This window comes from Sporosarcina sp. YIM B06819, assembly GCF_033485175.1.
In the GTDB taxonomy this organism is placed as follows: Bacteria; Bacillota; Bacilli; order Bacillales_A; family Planococcaceae; genus Sporosarcina.
Window position 1 is genome coordinate 24745 of record NZ_JAWLIQ010000011.1, and the last position, 16387, is coordinate 41131.

At 43.1% G+C, this 16387-nt stretch carries 15 protein-coding genes and 5 tRNA genes; 5 read left to right on the plus strand and 15 right to left on the minus strand.

Going from position 1 to position 16387, the window contains the following annotated elements:
- Positions 1-238 precede the first annotated feature (238 nt).
- The 3 genes from R2B72_RS08735 to pstA all read left to right on the plus strand — a co-directional run bounded on the left by R2B72_RS08735 (position 239) and on the right by pstA (position 3116).
- Positions 239-1204, plus strand: coding sequence for a PstS family phosphate ABC transporter substrate-binding protein (locus R2B72_RS08735; RefSeq protein ID WP_318616096.1), 966 nt, complete (start codon positions 239-241; stop codon positions 1202-1204).
- Between the two features lie 123 nt (positions 1205-1327).
- On the plus strand, positions 1328-2230 hold the full coding sequence (gene pstC, locus R2B72_RS08740; protein ID WP_412177816.1) for a phosphate ABC transporter permease subunit PstC: 903 nt from the start codon (positions 1328-1330) through the stop codon (positions 2228-2230).
- A gap of 1 nt (position 2231) precedes the next feature.
- The gene (gene pstA / locus R2B72_RS08745; RefSeq protein ID WP_318616098.1) at positions 2232-3116 is read left to right on the plus strand and encodes a phosphate ABC transporter permease PstA; all 885 of its coding nucleotides are present in this window, start codon (positions 2232-2234) and stop codon (positions 3114-3116) included.
- A 230-nt stretch (positions 3117-3346) separates the two neighbouring features.
- On the opposite strand, the gene glmM is transcribed toward pstA, so the two are convergent.
- The 12 genes from glmM to R2B72_RS08805 all read right to left on the minus strand — a co-directional run bounded on the left by glmM (position 3347) and on the right by R2B72_RS08805 (position 12109).
- Entirely contained in the window at positions 3347-4696 is a 1350-nt protein-coding gene (glmM, locus tag R2B72_RS08750; RefSeq protein ID WP_318616099.1) for a phosphoglucosamine mutase, read from the minus strand.
- 40 nt (positions 4697-4736) lie between these two features.
- The gene (locus R2B72_RS08755; RefSeq protein WP_318616100.1) at positions 4737-6026 is read right to left on the minus strand and encodes a YbbR-like domain-containing protein; all 1290 of its coding nucleotides are present in this window, start codon (positions 6024-6026) and stop codon (positions 4737-4739) included.
- Complete coding sequence (gene cdaA / locus R2B72_RS08760) at positions 6019-6852, minus strand: diadenylate cyclase CdaA (RefSeq protein ID WP_318616101.1); 834 nt, start codon at positions 6850-6852, stop codon at positions 6019-6021. Before cdaA ends, R2B72_RS08755 begins: the two co-directional genes overlap by 8 nt.
- Positions 6853-7169: 317 nt before the next feature.
- Entirely contained in the window at positions 7170-7805 is a 636-nt protein-coding gene (locus R2B72_RS08765; RefSeq protein WP_318616102.1) for an anti-sigma factor, read from the minus strand.
- 12 nt (positions 7806-7817) lie between these two features.
- Positions 7818-8381 (minus strand): RNA polymerase sigma factor SigW, encoded by a 564-nt coding sequence (gene sigW / locus R2B72_RS08770; protein WP_318616103.1) that lies wholly within the window; start codon positions 8379-8381, stop codon positions 7818-7820.
- Positions 8382-8590: 209 nt separating this feature from the next.
- The gene (gene rocF, locus R2B72_RS08775; RefSeq protein ID WP_318616104.1) at positions 8591-9496 is read right to left on the minus strand and encodes an arginase; all 906 of its coding nucleotides are present in this window, start codon (positions 9494-9496) and stop codon (positions 8591-8593) included.
- An 84-nt stretch (positions 9497-9580) separates the two neighbouring features.
- On the minus strand, positions 9581-11281 hold the full coding sequence (locus tag R2B72_RS08780; protein WP_318616106.1) for a putative bifunctional diguanylate cyclase/phosphodiesterase: 1701 nt from the start codon (positions 11279-11281) through the stop codon (positions 9581-9583).
- A 280-nt stretch (positions 11282-11561) separates the two neighbouring features.
- Positions 11562-11636, minus strand: a tRNA-Gln gene (locus tag R2B72_RS08785).
- 85 nt (positions 11637-11721) lie between these two features.
- Positions 11722-11806: transfer RNA gene (locus R2B72_RS08790), tRNA-Tyr, on the minus strand.
- Positions 11807-11862: 56 nt separating this feature from the next.
- Positions 11863-11937: transfer RNA gene (locus tag R2B72_RS08795), tRNA-Glu, on the minus strand.
- A gap of 17 nt (positions 11938-11954) precedes the next feature.
- Positions 11955-12030: transfer RNA gene (locus R2B72_RS08800), tRNA-Thr, on the minus strand.
- 4 nt (positions 12031-12034) lie between these two features.
- Positions 12035-12109, minus strand: a tRNA-Asn gene (locus R2B72_RS08805).
- 197 nt (positions 12110-12306) lie between these two features.
- On the opposite strand from R2B72_RS08805, the gene R2B72_RS08810 reads away from it, so the two are divergent.
- Positions 12307-12969: a hypothetical protein gene (locus tag R2B72_RS08810; RefSeq protein ID WP_318616107.1), complete on the plus strand. Its 663-nt coding sequence runs from the start codon at positions 12307-12309 to the stop codon at positions 12967-12969.
- A 47-nt stretch (positions 12970-13016) separates the two neighbouring features.
- Here the strand turns inward: R2B72_RS08810 and R2B72_RS08815 are convergent, their stop codons facing one another.
- Entirely contained in the window at positions 13017-13697 is a 681-nt protein-coding gene (locus tag R2B72_RS08815; protein ID WP_318616108.1) for a KinB-signaling pathway activation protein, read from the minus strand.
- Positions 13698-13839: 142 nt separating this feature from the next.
- Between R2B72_RS08815 and gerD the strand changes: the two genes are divergently transcribed.
- Positions 13840-14436 (plus strand): spore germination lipoprotein GerD, encoded by a 597-nt coding sequence (gene gerD / locus R2B72_RS08820; RefSeq protein WP_318616109.1) that lies wholly within the window; start codon positions 13840-13842, stop codon positions 14434-14436.
- Between the two features lie 22 nt (positions 14437-14458).
- On the opposite strand, the gene R2B72_RS08825 is transcribed toward gerD, so the two are convergent.
- Positions 14459-15517: an Mrp/NBP35 family ATP-binding protein gene (locus R2B72_RS08825; protein WP_318616111.1), complete on the minus strand. Its 1059-nt coding sequence runs from the start codon at positions 15515-15517 to the stop codon at positions 14459-14461.
- Positions 15518-15594: 77 nt separating this feature from the next.
- Complete coding sequence (locus R2B72_RS08830) at positions 15595-16308, minus strand: N-acetylmuramoyl-L-alanine amidase (RefSeq protein ID WP_318616113.1); 714 nt, start codon at positions 16306-16308, stop codon at positions 15595-15597.
- Between the last annotated feature and the right edge of the window lie 79 nt (positions 16309-16387).

Consider the following 16387-nt stretch of genomic DNA (forward strand, 5'->3'; position numbering starts at 1 on the left):
CTGACAGTGATCTTCTGTCTGGCTTATCGCGGGAAGCATCCCCTAGCGCCAAGCGAATTTCAAAGTAATATTTAATACAAGTCATCCTGCTTTCCCCAGGATGACTTTTTTAATTAATAAAATTTAATGTTTACAAATCATTTACACTTTCATCATACTCACTTTACATTCACCCCTTATACTAACAATTGAAAGAGCAAATCTTTCACAAAAAATCCGTTTTGGGAGGACAATTAACATGTCATTTAAAAAGTATCTTTTGTTCCTAGTAGTGGCTGCACTTGCAGTACTCACAGCAGCATGTGGGACGGATTCAGAGCAAGAAGACAAAGGCAATGCAAAAGCAGCAGCAAATTTAGAAGGTAGCGTAACCATCGATGGATCTGGAACGGTCTACCCGTTAATGGCTAAAATCGCTGAAGAATATATGGTCAATGAACAAGAAAATGTATCGGTTGAAGTAAGCCGCGCGGGAACAAGCGCTGGCTTCAAGAAGTTCTTAATCGACAATGGAACAGACTTCAACGATGCTTCCCGTCAAATCAAAGAAGAAGAAACAGCCGAAGCAGATAAGCTTGGTATGGAAGTCAAAGAATTGAAAGTAGCATTGGACGGCTTAACATTCGTCATTAACAAAGACAATGACTGGGCGACTGAAATGACACCAGAACAACTCATCAGCATCTTTAAAGCTGATGGCGCAGTCGAAAAATGGTCTGACATCAACCCAGCTTGGCCTGCAGAAGCTATCAAACCAATGGGGCCAAACGAAAACCATGGTACGTATGAGTTCTTCTACGAAAAAATACTTGATAAACAAGATTTAGTGAGTACTGTCAATCTTCAACAAGATTATTCAACACTTGTAAACTTAGTATCTGAAGACAAAAATGGGATTGCATTCTTCGGATTCGGTTACTACGTCAGCAACCAAGATAAGTTGGGTGCAGTAGATGTAGACTTCGGGAACGGTCCCGTTGAACCGTCCCTTGAAACAATCTCAGAAGATGGCGACTATGCCGGCTTCACACGTCCAGTCTTCACGTACTTGAATGTAAAAAATGCTAAAGACAAGCCACAAGTGCTAGACTACGCAATCTATGCCATGAACAATGTCAATAAGTTTGCAGGCGAAACAGGCTTCGCACCGATTCCTGAAGCAGAAGCAAAAGCCAACGTCGATTTCTTAAACGGCTTAAAATAATACACCAAAAGAAGAAGGGCGCTAGTACTATACCAGCCTCCTTCTTCTTATCACTTATACGCGGTAGAAGGAGTGCTTTGCACAATGCCCACAAACAACAATGAGCTTAACATCCGAGAATTAATGGAACAAAAAAGACAATCGAGAAATTTCAAAGACCTGTTCGAAAAATCGATTCCCTTCTTTCTTTTATTAATCGCATCCATATCGATTTTAACAACGATCGGGATTATCTATACATTACTATCTGAAACGATTGAGTTTTTCAAACGTGTACCATTTGTCGACTTTTTCACGGGTACTGTACTTAAACCGTTAAGCCAGACGCCTGAATTTGGCGTGCTTCCCCTCATCATGGGAACCATCACATCATCACTTATCGCCATGGTTGTTGCTGTACCTGTCGGCCTAATGACAGCCATCTATTTAAGTGAATACGCATCAGATCGTGTAAGAAAAGTTGTTAAACCACTTTTAGAAATTCTGGCGGGTATCCCGACGATTGTCTATGGTTTCTTTGCCTTCACTTTCGTCACACCCCTATTGCGTGAATTAATTCCCAGCCTACAAGCAACAAATATATTAAGTCCTGGTATCGTCATGGGCGTTATGATTATTCCGATGATCGCTTCCTTATCAGAAGATGCGATGAGCTCCGTTCCGCAAGCAATGCGTGAAGGTGCACTTGGATTAGGTTCTACTAAGCTAGAAGTGACAAGAAAAGTCGTCATTCCTGCCGCCTTATCAGGTATCATTGCCTCCTTCGTACTAGGTATATCACGGGCCATTGGTGAAACAATGATTGTCACCATTGCAAGTGGCAGTACGAAAAACTTCACGTTTGACATCACACAGTCTATGCAAACGATGACTGCTTATATCGTTGAAGTAACTGGCGGAGATGCGGCTGCTGGGTCGACTGTTTACTATAGTCTTTACGCAGTTGCCATGACACTCTTTGTCTTTACATTACTGATGAATGTCATTGCAAGAGCCGTTTCTCGTAAATTTAGGGAGGAATATTAACATGGAGCAAGTGAATTACGGCGGCACTATACGGAGAATGAATGCTAGAATACTACTGAATAATGTGGCTAAATTCATCTTTCTATTATCCACACTCTTTGGTCTCGTTGTCCTGTCCATCTTACTCTATCGTGTCGTATCCCAAGGGATTGGCTGGATCAATATGGATTTCCTCACTGGAAAACTATCTACACGACCTGAACGTGCCGGCATTATGGGTGCTATTCTCGGTACGGCCTGGTTAATGTTCGTCGTTGTCCCTGTCACGCTATTCTTAGGCGTTGGAACAGCACTTTACTTGGAACTGTACGCGAAAAAAGGGCGACTACAGGGATTCATTCAAACAAATATTGCAAACTTAGCAGGCGTTCCATCCATTGTTTACGGGATTTTAGGCTTAACCGTTTTCGTCAGAGCCCTACATTTCGGCAATATTGTACTTGCAGGCGGTTTAACAATGGCGCTGCTCATTTTGCCAATCGTCATTGTTGCTAGTCAAGAAGCCATTCGTGCGGTACCCAACCATTTAAGCGAAGCTTCTTACGGTATGGGCGCTACGAAGTGGCAAACGATTAAAACAGTCATCTTGCCTGTTGCACTACCTGGCATCCTAACAGGTGCCATTCTTTCACTATCACGAGCAATCGGCGAAACAGCACCATTAGTCGTTATCGGAATTCCTGCGTTATTACTACCTTTCCCAGGAGGCATTTTCGATCGCTTTACCGTACTACCGATGCAAATCTATTATTGGACACTCGATTCCTCACTCGTTGCGGAATATGCGAACCTAGCAGCTGCAACAATCATCGTCCTACTCGTTGCTTTGCTTATCCTAAATTCGACAGCTATCGTTATACGAAATAAATTTCAAAAAAGATATTGAATTCAATGTATACTGGAATGCACTAATCCCACTGAACTCGGTGTGGTTAGTGCATTTTTATTCCATTGAACGTGCCAGTTGCTGCCCCAATTCGCGGAAGGACACGAATGGTGTCAGTAACTGGACACCGGAGTGGTATGGGTATTTTTTAGCGCTTCGAGCGCCTACCTCACTAACAAAAAAAACGAAGATGCCCTCATTCCCGGCATCTTCGATCTATAATTTGTCTATTATTCCAGTCCCATCTCTACCCGAACAACATCCGCAATCCGTTCAACGAGACGTTCACAATTCTCTTCCGTTGACGCTTCTACCATGACGCGGACAAGTGGCTCAGTACCAGAAGGACGAACGAGCACACGACCCTCTCCAGCCATTTCCTGTTCAGCTTCCGCAATGACTTCCGCCACTCGCACATTGTCTGTTACTGCATTTTTATCCGTTACGCGAATATTAACCAATCTTTGTGGATAAATCGTCATTTCACTGGCAAGATCAGATAATTTTCGTCCTGTGCGTTTCATTATATTAATGAGTTGCAAGCCTGTCAGTAGACCATCCCCCGTTGTATTATAATCAAGGAAAATAATATGGCCCGATTGTTCGCCACCTACATTATAATTATTTTTCCTCATTTCCTCTACAACATAACGATCACCGACAGCTGTTGCTACACTTTTAATATCATATTTTTCAAGTGCTTTGTAAAAGCCCAAGTTACTCATGATTGTTGAAACAACTGTACTCGATTTCAATCGTCCTTCCGAGTGAAGATGACGGGCAATGATGTACATAATCTGATCGCCATCTACGACTTTACCGTTCTCATCGACCGCGATCAAACGATCGCCATCACCGTCAAATGCCAAGCCGATATGAGCACCTTTTTCAACAACGAATTTACCTAATTCCTCAGGATGAGTCGAGCCAACACCATTGTTGATGTTCAAGCCATTTGGTGAAGCCCCCATCGTTGACAGGTCTGCATCCAAATCTGCAAATAGATGTGTGGCTAATGGTGATGTCGCACCATGCGCACAGTCAAGTGCCACATGAATACCTGTGAATTCCTCATCGACTGTCTGTTTTAGGTATTGAATATATTTATGGCCGCCTTCAAAGTATTCAGTAATGGAGCCAACACCCGCGCCAGTTGGACGCGGTAATAGGTCTTCCTGTGCGTTTAACAGTTGCTCAATTTCCTCTTCCTGCTCATCCGTCAGTTTGTAGCCATCAGCACCGAAAAATTTGATGCCATTGTCTTCAACTGGATTATGCGAAGCTGAAATCATAACACCAGCCTGTGCATTCATGACCCGCGTTAAGTAAGCAACACCCGGTGTACTGATAACCCCAAGCGTCATCACTTCGATCCCTGTCGATAAAAGTCCCGCAATCAAGGCACTTTCAAGCATATGACCCGAGATACGTGTATCTCTACCGACAAGTACTTGTGACTTGCCTTGCGCTTCTTTCGTTAACACATGGCCACCCATTCTACCGAGCTTAAAAGCGAGCTCCGGCGTCAATTCCATATTTGCAACTCCACGGACACCATCTGTCCCGAAATACTTTGTCATTTCCATTCTCCCTTTCAATCCTGTACATTCAGTTGAATCCTCAGGCAAGTTCAATTTGCATCGTTACTTCACCATCTGAAAGTTTCCACCTTACATCCGGAGGACCTTCTACCGACACGAGAAGAACCTTTTCTCCCTCATCCATCGTCCCTGATGCATCGATGTAAACCATAAAATCAGATTGCTTTAACGCATCAATCACAGTTTGTTCTGCCGTAACAGTAAGCACAACTAAACCGTCTGTCGGTTTCATAAACGAACTATTGAATTTTTCATCAAGCCCTTTTACCACAATCGGGACATTTTGAAATTCTTTCGTTGCAATTTGCTCGCCATCAACCGGCATGTCCGGGTTGGTTTCTTCTATATCTACACTGACATCTGAATCTGAAACGGTATCAGACACAGTCGCCTCTATTTTCACTTTGATTTTATTCAAAGACATTTGTGAAACACCTTTTGGTTTTTTTAACTCAACATCCAACGTTCCTGGTCCCTTCACCTCAGACACATCCACATCAGCGCTGAATTCCGAAATGAGATCCAGCACTTTACGCGGTCCCGATAGACGAATCGTTTTCTCCTCTGCTGTAATCGAATCGATGGTGACATCCGCACTTGGTACGCCGCGCCCTTTCAATACGAGTGGTACTTCTTTATAATATTCAGCAACTTCAACTTTGACAGTTACCTGCTCTGGAACAATCGTCACATTCAGTTTCGTCAAGTCCCGATCGAGCACCCGGACTCTCGCCTTCTGTTCAAATGACTTATTAATGCCCTTTTCGCCTGTGACAGACGCTTTCACAAAACTAATCGCTTCAATGACACTCTTCGCACCAGTCACTTCGATGGTTTGCGGAATGACATCCATTTTCCCAACATGGAAATCCTCAGCCAACAAACGCTCATTTAACTCCGGATCCACTCGGAACGTCTGTGTAATTTTTTCTTCAATGACAACATCAATCGTTGCTGGATCTATTCGTACCCGCAACTTTTCGGAAATATTTTCAGACTTGATACGAACCGTATGTCGCCCCAACGGTAAATCTCTTAAATCCACCTTCAAGGTGAAATCTTTCAACAGCTTTGTCGACTGTACCATATTTGCCGGTCCATCAATCGTCATATCCACCTTTTCTGGTACACCTGTTACAACTAGATTTTCATTGTCATAAAAGACATCTACCGGAATGTCACGGATCACATCCTGCGCATCACCGACAGTATTATTCTCTACTGACATCTTGACAGATACGAACATAACGATTGCAAGAAACAAGGCTGTGAGTCGAAGAAACCATGGGGTATCCATTAATTTATCCATTTTTTCTCCTCCACTTCCAGATTGAATGATCAACCTGCTCGGGCGTTGAACCAAACCATACCCTACGTAACCGTGTTTCAAATTCCTCCATGCTCAAATTTCTGTCTAAATCCCCAGCTGCTGTAATACTAACAGCACCGGTTTCTTCTGACACTATCACCGTAATCGCATCTGTGACCTCACTCAGTCCAATCGCAGCTCTATGCCGCGTTCCAAGCTCTTTTGAAATAAACGAACTCTCTGACAAGGGCAAGTAGCATCCTGCCGCAGCAATCTGATTTTTTTGCAGAATTACTGCACCGTCATGAAGCGGTGTATTGGGGATAAAGATATTAATAAGTAGTTCAGATGTTATGTCTGCACGTAACGGGATACCCGTTTCAATATATTCACTTAAGCCGGTTTCTCGTTCAATTGAAATGAGTGCTCCAATACGACGCTTCGCCATATAGCTTACTGATTTCGTTATCGCTTCCATGAGCCGGTTTCTTTCTTCTTCTTCCTGTACATTCGTTCTAGCGAATAGACGCCCTCTACCCAGTTGTTCCAGTGCACGTCTAAGCTCAGGCTGGAAGATAATGACAATCACTAACACACCAAAAGGCAGTACTTGATCCAATAAAAATCGGAGCGTATCGAGACTGAATACATCTGTTAGAAAACGAACAATAATGATGACGAAAATCCCTTTTAACAACTGGACTGCTTTTGTTCCTTTAATAATCTTCATCAGTTGATAAAAAACAAACCAGACGAGTAACACATCCACTATATTAACGAGTGCCGCGACTGGACTTAAATCGATTAATTCTCCCCATTTGGGCATGTGCTTCGCCTACCTTCTTACACAATGTCATATGCGTATAAGTATATCATAATAGTACCGAACTACGCTCCCATCAAACATACCTCGGCGTGTTTGCGTCCAGATTTTGAATTGAGCCTGAGGCCTGCATGATGCAGGTCATGCAACCATTGCCGCAGGACGCGGCGAACTTAGGTTGCCTTCCTTAACTCTCTTCAAAATCTGTGACATCCGCCGGAGGCTTTAACAGGGAGGAATTGAAATTCATTCCTCCCTGTTAAGAGCAAGTAAAAACGACTGATTGCGCGCTTGTTAGCGGTTCGCATCAGTCGCTTTTTTTACTCTACAACCGGCTCCTCTTTTACCGAAGCTGGGAAAATGTCTGTTACTGTTTTCTTCATTTTATACCAAAGCCAATCAAATAATTTGTCAACCTCCTTAATTTGGCCTGTTACAATTGCGGTTGACGCCATGTATTTAGAACCTCGAATGACCGTGACATTACCGTCCACTTGTCCTTCAATTCGCAATGTGCCATTTTTAACAACGATGTCCCCTTTCACGGTTTCACCTTCCGGCACCAGTACCGTTTGCCCTTCAACAATGAGGTTAGGTTGCTTCGTTACTGAAAATTGCTGATCGTTGCCATAACTAGAAAAGAGCGAGGCACTCATCAGAATGACAAACATCGCAGCAGCCGCAAAAAATGGATGCTTGCGTAGCCAACGTTGGAAGCCTGCTTGGGACTTCTCCTTCGGCAAACGCGCCATGACGCCATTCACGAAGTTATTCGGTGCTTGTATTTGAACAGCGCTACCTATAAATGCAATAGACTCGGTTAGTCCATTCATGATTTCCTTACACTGCTGACAGCTTTCCAAATGCCTCTTCAATTCTCGTTCTTCATCGCGACTTATGTCACCGTCTAAATACGCGTGCATATAATGAACGATTTGTTCCGGACACGTATTCATACCTTTTCCCTCCTACACATTACTCATCTGTTTGCGCAGTGCTTCCCGCCCTCGATGGACGCGGGTCTTTACAGTGCCTAATGGCAAGTTTAAAATATCACCAATTTCTTGCAATGGCAATTCCTCGATATACCTTAGAATAATTACTGAACGGTATTTATCTGGAAGCCTACCTATTTCATAATGAATTCGTTCCTGCATTTCCATCTTTTCCACTTGTTCTTCCGGTAATTCACCGGGCGATGCGATTTGCGAGTACATATTCAAACCTTCTGTACCCGGCACTTCTGCATCAAGATAATAATCCGGTTTCTTTTTTCGAATGCGATCGATACATAAATTGGTCGCAATCCGAAACAGCCATGTTGAAAATTTCCGGTTTTGGTCGTACGTATGGATATTCGTATAGGCACGTACAAATGCTTCTTGGGCGATATCTTCCGCCTCCTGCGCATTTCCAAGCATCCTGTAACACACTTGGTACAGACGATGCTGAAATAGGGTCACAATTTCTTCAAACGCATCCTGATGACCTTTCAAGACTTCATTCACTCGTTTATTAACCAATTCATCCACTATGCATTCATCCTCCGCTCTATGCGGCTGTCTCTTCTATACGTATGAAGATAGCGACAGGTTTCATTTTTTTTCGTTAAGTTTATTTTACCAGAAATGTTGGATGTTTTCCCCTCTCTTTCCAGAATAGTTTTAATTCACAAAAGAGCCTATGTATTGGAATGAACAAATGCCAAGAAGAAATAATTTTCTCCTTGGCATTCATAGAATTATAGTAATTTCTCTCCAAATAATGAGCCCATTAAACCGACTGCAACATCTGCTGTTTTGTTTTTTTCATCCAAGATCGGATTTACTTCCACAAATTCAGCCGAAGTAATCATCCCAGAGTCTTCCAACATCTCCATTGCCAGATGACTTTCTCTGTAACTGATGCCGCCTGGTACCGGCGTTCCAACTCCCGGTGTATATAACGGGTCAAGCCCATCAAGGTCCAGGGACAAGTGCACACCGTCGACATTCCGCAAACGTAAATAAGCAATCGCATCTTCCATAACTGCTGTCATGCCATCACGATCGATTTCATGCATTGTGTAGACTTTAATACCTTGTTCTTTGATCAATTGACGTTCACCCGGATCAACGGAACGCGCTCCGATAATAATCACATTCTCCGGCTTGATCTTCTGTTTTTCACTATATAAGTTCACTAGACTTTCATGACCTAGACCGATACTAACGGCAAGCGGCATACCATGAATATTGCCCGATGGCGATGTCTCTGCTGTATTCAAATCGGCATGTGCATCGTACCAAATGACGCCAAGGTTGCTGTATTTATCAGAAAGACCTGCCAGTGTTCCGATAGCAATGCTGTGATCTCCACCTAACACTAGTGGGAATCTGCCTGCCTCTACAACTTCCGCTACCTTCACCGCAAGTGCCGTGTTCGCTTGAATGACTTCATCCAAATTTTTCAGTTTCGAATCGCTTGGCTCTTTGCGCTCTACAACACCTACTGGGATATCCCCTTCATCGCTCACTTGATGGCCGATCGCTTCGATTCTTCCGACCGCGCCCGCATAACGAATGGCACTCGGCCCCATATCCACCCCACGGCGACTTTGTCCAAAATCAAGCGGTACCCCAATAATTGAAATAGCTAGTTTCTCCATAATTAAATACCTCCCCTTCACAATATCTCTATTGTAAGTCTTTGAGAGGCTTTGACTCAACTCGACAAGTATCTGAATATTTATTCATTTTTTCATAAAGGTTTCGCAATCTTTTGGGGATACCGGCTTACTATAATAATAACCTTGCCCCTCGCGGCAGCCTAGTTCATTCAAAATAGCGACTTGCTCTCCATACTCAACGCCTTCTGCAATCACCTTCAAGCCCACTATATCCGCCAAGGTCACAATCGCTTCAACAATTGCTCGGCTATCTTCATTCTCATGTATCTCTCGAATAAAGGACATATCAATTTTCAATATATCAGCGGGAAGCTCCTGAATATAGCTAAATGTACTATAACCAGTTCCGAAATCGTCAATCGATACCGTAATACCGAGATCCCTTATTTTACCTACAGTCTCCCGCATACCTTTTCTATCCGCAAAAGCACTTTCAGTCAATTCGATTTCAATCAAATCTGCTGCGACCCCTGTTTCACCGAGGATCGCTTGAATCGTTTTGAGAATTGTTGGCTCTTCCAGTTGGACAGCAGACATATTAACAGCTGTCCGAAATGGCTGATAACCACTATCCTGCCACTTTTTAGCCTGACGACAAGCTTCGCGCAAAACCCACTCCCCAAGAGGAAGAATAATTTTCGTTTCTTCCGCCACCGGAATGAATCGATCAGGTGGTATCCTTCCTAAATCAGGGTGATTCCATCTGACAAGCGCTTCAACTCCAGTCAACTCACCCGTCGACAAATTCAACTTCGGTTGATAATCTAAATTAAAATGCCCCAGCTGCACACTTTTCCTCAACTCATTTTCCAACAAAATTCGTTCTAACGTTTTGGTAGCCGTACCATGTCGATACATCTCAAAACCACTGCCGCCATGAGACTTCGCGCTACCTAGCGCTTTTTCCGCTTTCATGACTAACTCTGATGGCTTAGTTGCATGTTCAGGGCAAAGAGCAATCCCAAAACTCACCGATGGTATATGGGACTGCCCCATCAATTCAATCGGTTCCTCTAGGTATTGTTTCACTTCCTGTGTGATTTGTTCAGCATGTTCTGCGTTACGTATATTTTTTAATAGCAACGCAAACTCGTCCCCTGACAGCCTGCCAATCATATGCTTCCCTTGCAACTTATCCTTCAGTCTTTTTGCAATAACAGTTAACACATAATCACCAGCCTCATGGCCAAATGAATCATTCACATAACGAAAGCGATCGATATTCAGAAAAACAAAAGCTAGATTTTTGCCAGCATCAGTTGACCTCGCTATTTCTTCATGCAGCATTTTCCGAATAGAAATCCTGTTTGGTAAATTTGTCAGCTGATCATAATAGATCAGTTCGTGGGTCATTCGCTCTGACTCTTTACGCGGCGTAATATCGTACCGAATCGATATATATTCATAAGGATTTCCTTTATCGTTTAAGAATGGAACGATTGTTGTATCTACCCAATAGAAGGAGCCATCTTTTGCTTTATTATAGATTTCTCCACGCCACATCTTTCCCCGGCTAATCGTGGCCCACATTTCTTGAAAAAACCCCGGGAGATGATAACCAGAATTGATTAGCCGATGATTGGCACCAAGCAATTCTTCCATACTGTATTGTGATATTTTCGTAAACATCTCGTTGGCATATATAATTTTCCCTGTACGGTCTGTAATAGCTACAATTGCAGACTGATCCAGTGCTTGCGCAATATCCCTAAGTATTTTGATCTCGCTATGATTAGCACCATGGCGAATAAGTTCTTGTATCATTTCATAATCCTCCTGCATATAATCACCCCTCACTAAGCAACTATGGATTTTTCAATACATTAATTTCAAACGAATTCACAATAAACTAAGGATTTACTTTCCTACTAGTTTACTATAAACAGACCTACTTTTGCGCTATGATAAGCTTGTCTATATTGTCTCTATTAAGGAACTTTCGTACAGTTTACAATATAAAAAAACCCAATTCATTTTTGAAAAGGGTTTGGTCGAACTTATTGTAATAAACATGGTTAGGTAAAGGTAAAACTAAAACAGAAAATGGCTGGGGTAGCTGGATTCGAACCAACGAATGACGGAGTCAAAGTCCGTTGCCTTACCGCTTGGCTATACCCCAAGGGTTAAATTTAGGATAACTATTTTTAATGCTACTTGTTTAGAATATGGATGTTTCTTTTCAACACTTCGTGTTAAAAAAAACTTGGTGGTGGGGGACGGATTCGAACCGCCGAACCCTGAGGGAGCGGATTTACAGTCCGCCGCGTTTAGCCACTTCGCTACCCCACCAGGTTAAAATTATTAAGATATGCTATTTTCAATACTACGTATTGAAAAAGTTTTATTGGTGACCCCTACGGGATTCGAACCCGTGTTACCGCCGTGAAAGGGCGGTGTCTTAACCGCTTGACCAAGGGGCCTTAATAAAGACGCTCTCTGGAGCTTCCAACCGGATTTGAACCGGTGACCTCTTCCTTACCATGGAAGCACTCTACCTACTGAGCTATGGAAGCAAGATGGCTCCGCAGGTAGGACTCGAACCTACGACCGATCGGTTAACAGCCGATTGCTCTACCACTGAGCTACTGCGGAATAATAATTATTTTTTTGTTGCATGTCCTTCATGACAAATTCCATTATAACAAGAATAAATTCTTTTTCAAGGCTTTTTTTAAAAAAGTTTTTATTCCCTTCGACAACTTTTACATAATAGCACACCTTTTGCATATCAGTCAACAGACTTACATAAATTACAGTAGATTATGTACAAGGGGGGCAACGGACACCATATGCGTAACAAATACTTCGTCATCTTCACGGCATGCCTTGGATTGTTCCTACTTTTACCCTCATTACCCGAGCCAGCTTCGCTTACTAGCGTCTTCCGCTTAACAGAGGAACCGGCTGTCATCGTTCGTGGTACAAGTGGATCGGCACTGACTGTCAATATTTCATTCGGAGACGTTGAAGTAGAACGGTGGATCAGGGAAGTAAAAAAACCATATCCGCTGCTATTTGTAGAGATGGATTGGGCTGAACGCTTCCCAGAAACCGTGCGACTCATTCAGGAGAAAAATATCCCAGTTGGACTTCTTGGCGATAATGGTATCGCTTATGAACAAAACAAACCACTTTTCACCAATCAACTTGAGCGATTTGAAGATATTTTCGGCATGAAGCCACTGTGGTTCCGCACGATTGACGAAGTATTTCCTCATTCCTTACATACGCTGCTTTGGGAAGCAGAAGTCAATGCGCTTGGTTCTTCCGTCGTTTGGCGTGGCGGTGATTCTCCACCTGTCACAGAAGGAGAAATCCTTTCTATTCCACATCACCGTGGCGATCATATCAAATTTGCTGAATTAAACAAGTTATATAAGAATCGAACGTTTACATCAGTTGAAGATATGCTGTTCAAGACCACTGTGAAAGTGAAAAAAATACCCGAATAGAAAAAAAACAGCACAGTCCAGCCACTTCTGGCAAAACTGCGCTGTTTTTATTTCGCTTTAGAAGCTGTTGCAACTTTCTTACGTGCTTTTCTGCGTTCTTCCAGCTTCAGCTTATCTTCATCAGACTGCCTGTTGTACTTTGGAAGCGCTAAGAGTTGGTAAGCATTCACCGCAAGTAGCGGGAAGAGCAAAATCGTCACCCATGAATCGATATTACCTGAACGCACCATCAATGCAGGTAACCATTCAAGTGTTGTCACGACAATCATGAAAAATAACGCTGAAATTAGCGTATGTTTCTTCGTCCATTTCGCCTTAAAATAAGCGGTTATAGCGGACACACCGACAAGTGATGCCAGTAAAATAAGATACAGTAACGTCCGTCCTGTCTCACCAGAAGTCAGACGGAATCTGAAGAAGATGAGGTCAAATAACACAACGGCTATGATTAATAACTGAACCCAATTCCATAACGTCAATGTCTTAAACATATTGACGCCAAATTGATGGATTGTTAAATAAGCAAAAAAACCCATTTGTGCAACGACACTCATCGTGAATCCGAGGAATACCATCCAGAGCAAAGCGCCCATGAATTGCCATATCTCACCGTCTGTCAAATATTGCGAGAAGAATTCCCAGCGGACAATCAATCCCATCACCGCTGTTACAATGCCCCCGATTAGTAATGCATTAAAAAAGAATTTTACCCAATTTCGTATTGTCACAACAATAATCCTCCGTTTTTTAGTGCTCCCAATAGTGTAACAACGTTTCGACAAAAAATCTATTTACTTACACGTCTGATGCATATTCCACGTTATTATGTGAACAATAAATGAAAATACTTGTGGAAGGGAATTGGTTTCCATGAAAAAAAAGTGTTTTCATGTATTGTTACTGCTCTTGCTGTTAACCGGGTGCGGGGTACAACAATCCGGTCCGACATATGACGAACTAAAAAAGATGGTGACGGACGCATTGCAAACAGAAGACGGTAAAAAAGCCGTCAAACAAATGTTAGCAGACCCCGAATTTAAAGAGCTTCTTATTTTGGATCAACCCGAAGTAAAAAAATCAATTGAAGATACCTTATTATCAAAGAAAGGTGAAGACTTTTGGAAAAAGACCTTTGAAGATCCCAAATTCACAGAAACCATTGCCAAAAGCATGAAAGAACAACAGCAAGATATCATGAAGTTGCTAATGGATGATTCTTCATTCCAAAAAGAAATGGAGGAATTTTTCGGCCAGCCTGATATGCAGAAACAGTTGGAAACAGTTATGCAGTCAGGGAATATGAAAAAACATCTTGAAAAGGTTGTCGAGGAGACTATTAGTAGCCCACTTTTGCAAACGAAATGGCAGGAGCTCATTTTGAAAGCTGGGGAGGTCAAACCGGTGGAAAGTGAGGGTGGTGGCGGTAAGAAGCCAGATGAAAGCAAAGGAAGCGGAGGAGGCAAATAGCCCTCTCCGCTTTACCCAGTCATTATTTCGCTGTTTTTTTAATAATATTTTCTGCAATACCCGCATAGATTTGCCCAATCGGATGGTCATCCGCATAAACTGATGGCGCAAAATCTTCATCATTCCAATCAGGTTGCCCTAGTGGAATCTGTCCAAGTAACTCTGTACGAAGTTCTTCCGCTAGCTTAACGCCGCCACCTTGACCAAAGACAAATTCGCGTTCACCAGACGTTTTTGATTGGAACCAAGACATGTTTTCAATGACACCGAGTAGTTCATGGTCTGTCTGAAGCGCCATCGCCCCTGCACGTGCTGCAACAAAAGCGGCCGTTGGGTGCGGAGTCGTGACAACGATTTCCTTCGATGTCGGAATCATTTGATGGATATCAAGCGCAACATCTCCTGTACCAGGTGGTAGATCCAGTAGGAGATAGTCTAATTCGCCCCACTCGACATCACGGAAGAATTGGTCAAGCGCTTTTCCAAGCATTGGCCCACGCCATACAACAGGCGCATTATCTTCAACGAAAAAGCCCATCGAAATCACTTTTACACCAAGACGCTCAACTGGAATAATCCGATTGTCACGAACGACTGGTAATTCCGTAACACCCATCATATCTGGCACACTGAAGCCATAAATATCCGCATCGATGAGTCCAACTTTTTTCCCCTGACGCGCAAGCGCTACTGCAAGGTTGACCGACACAGTTGATTTACCAACCCCACCTTTACCAGATGCGATGGAAATAAAATCAACACTGCTCAATGGAGATAGCAGATCCTGTGCTTCCGCCTCCGTCGCTGTTCCACGGAATTGTTCAAGCACTTCTTTCGATAACTCCTCAAAACGGATACCAACAGAAGCTGCTCCTGCACCTTTCAATAGCTCAACAACCTTCATCTGAAGCGGCATTTGTTCCGCCGTGTTCACTTTTGCAATCGCTACTTTCACGCTTACATGGTTTTTCTCCGGCTTGATGGATACTTCGGTAATACCCTGCGTTTCTTCAAGCGTTTTATGTAAAAACGGATCTTTCAACTGCCCTAACAATTCACGTATAGTTTGCTCGTTAATCAATGCCGACACTCCTTGGAGGTATATTCATTCACCTCCAAGTATACCATAATCCCTCTTTGGAAAAACCAATAAATGCCTCACTGTTCTTCTGCTAGATGAAAGTTAATAATCCCTTCCAAAATGGCATCCGCCACCTTATGTTGATAACCCGGGTCCGTTAGCAGCGCTCGTTCCTCTGGGTTTGAAATAAAGCCCGTTTCAACAAGCACGGAAGGCATCGGGACTTTCTTTAATAGATAAACGCCTTTAATAGCCATTGCTACGCGTTCCGTATTTTTCAAATTCCCCCGAAAAGACTCTTGTATCGATTCCGCAAGCAACTTGCCGCCCGCATTGCCTTCTGGATGATAAAACACTTGCGACCCACGCCATTTTTCTTGTGGAATGGCATTGACATGAACACTAATGAACATATCCGGGTTTTCATCAATCGCAATGTTTTCTCTCAGCTTTAAATCAGCCATTTTCCGGTCACGTATCGTCCTAAACGTTTCTTCAGGCGCATGCTCCGCCAGCGCGTCGCCGTCCTTCATCCTCGTCATGATGACGGTAGCACCTTTCTTTTCGAGCCGTTTCTTCAACTCATGCGCAATGCTCAGCGTAATATCACGTTCTACCACTTCGCCCGAAGAAGCCCCACCGTCTAAGCCTCCGTGGCCGGGATCCACGACGATTTTCACACCACTCAGCTCTTCTGGCATGAAAAAGTTCCGATCCGACGCCTTTACACCGTACAAGACGACTCCTAGCGAACAAACAAAAAGTAAACCAATGACAACCCATCGTTTCATATGGACACCGCCTTTTTCCTTCACTATACGCAGTGATACACAAAGTTATGTCCCATTTTCGGTGTCCAGTTACTGACAC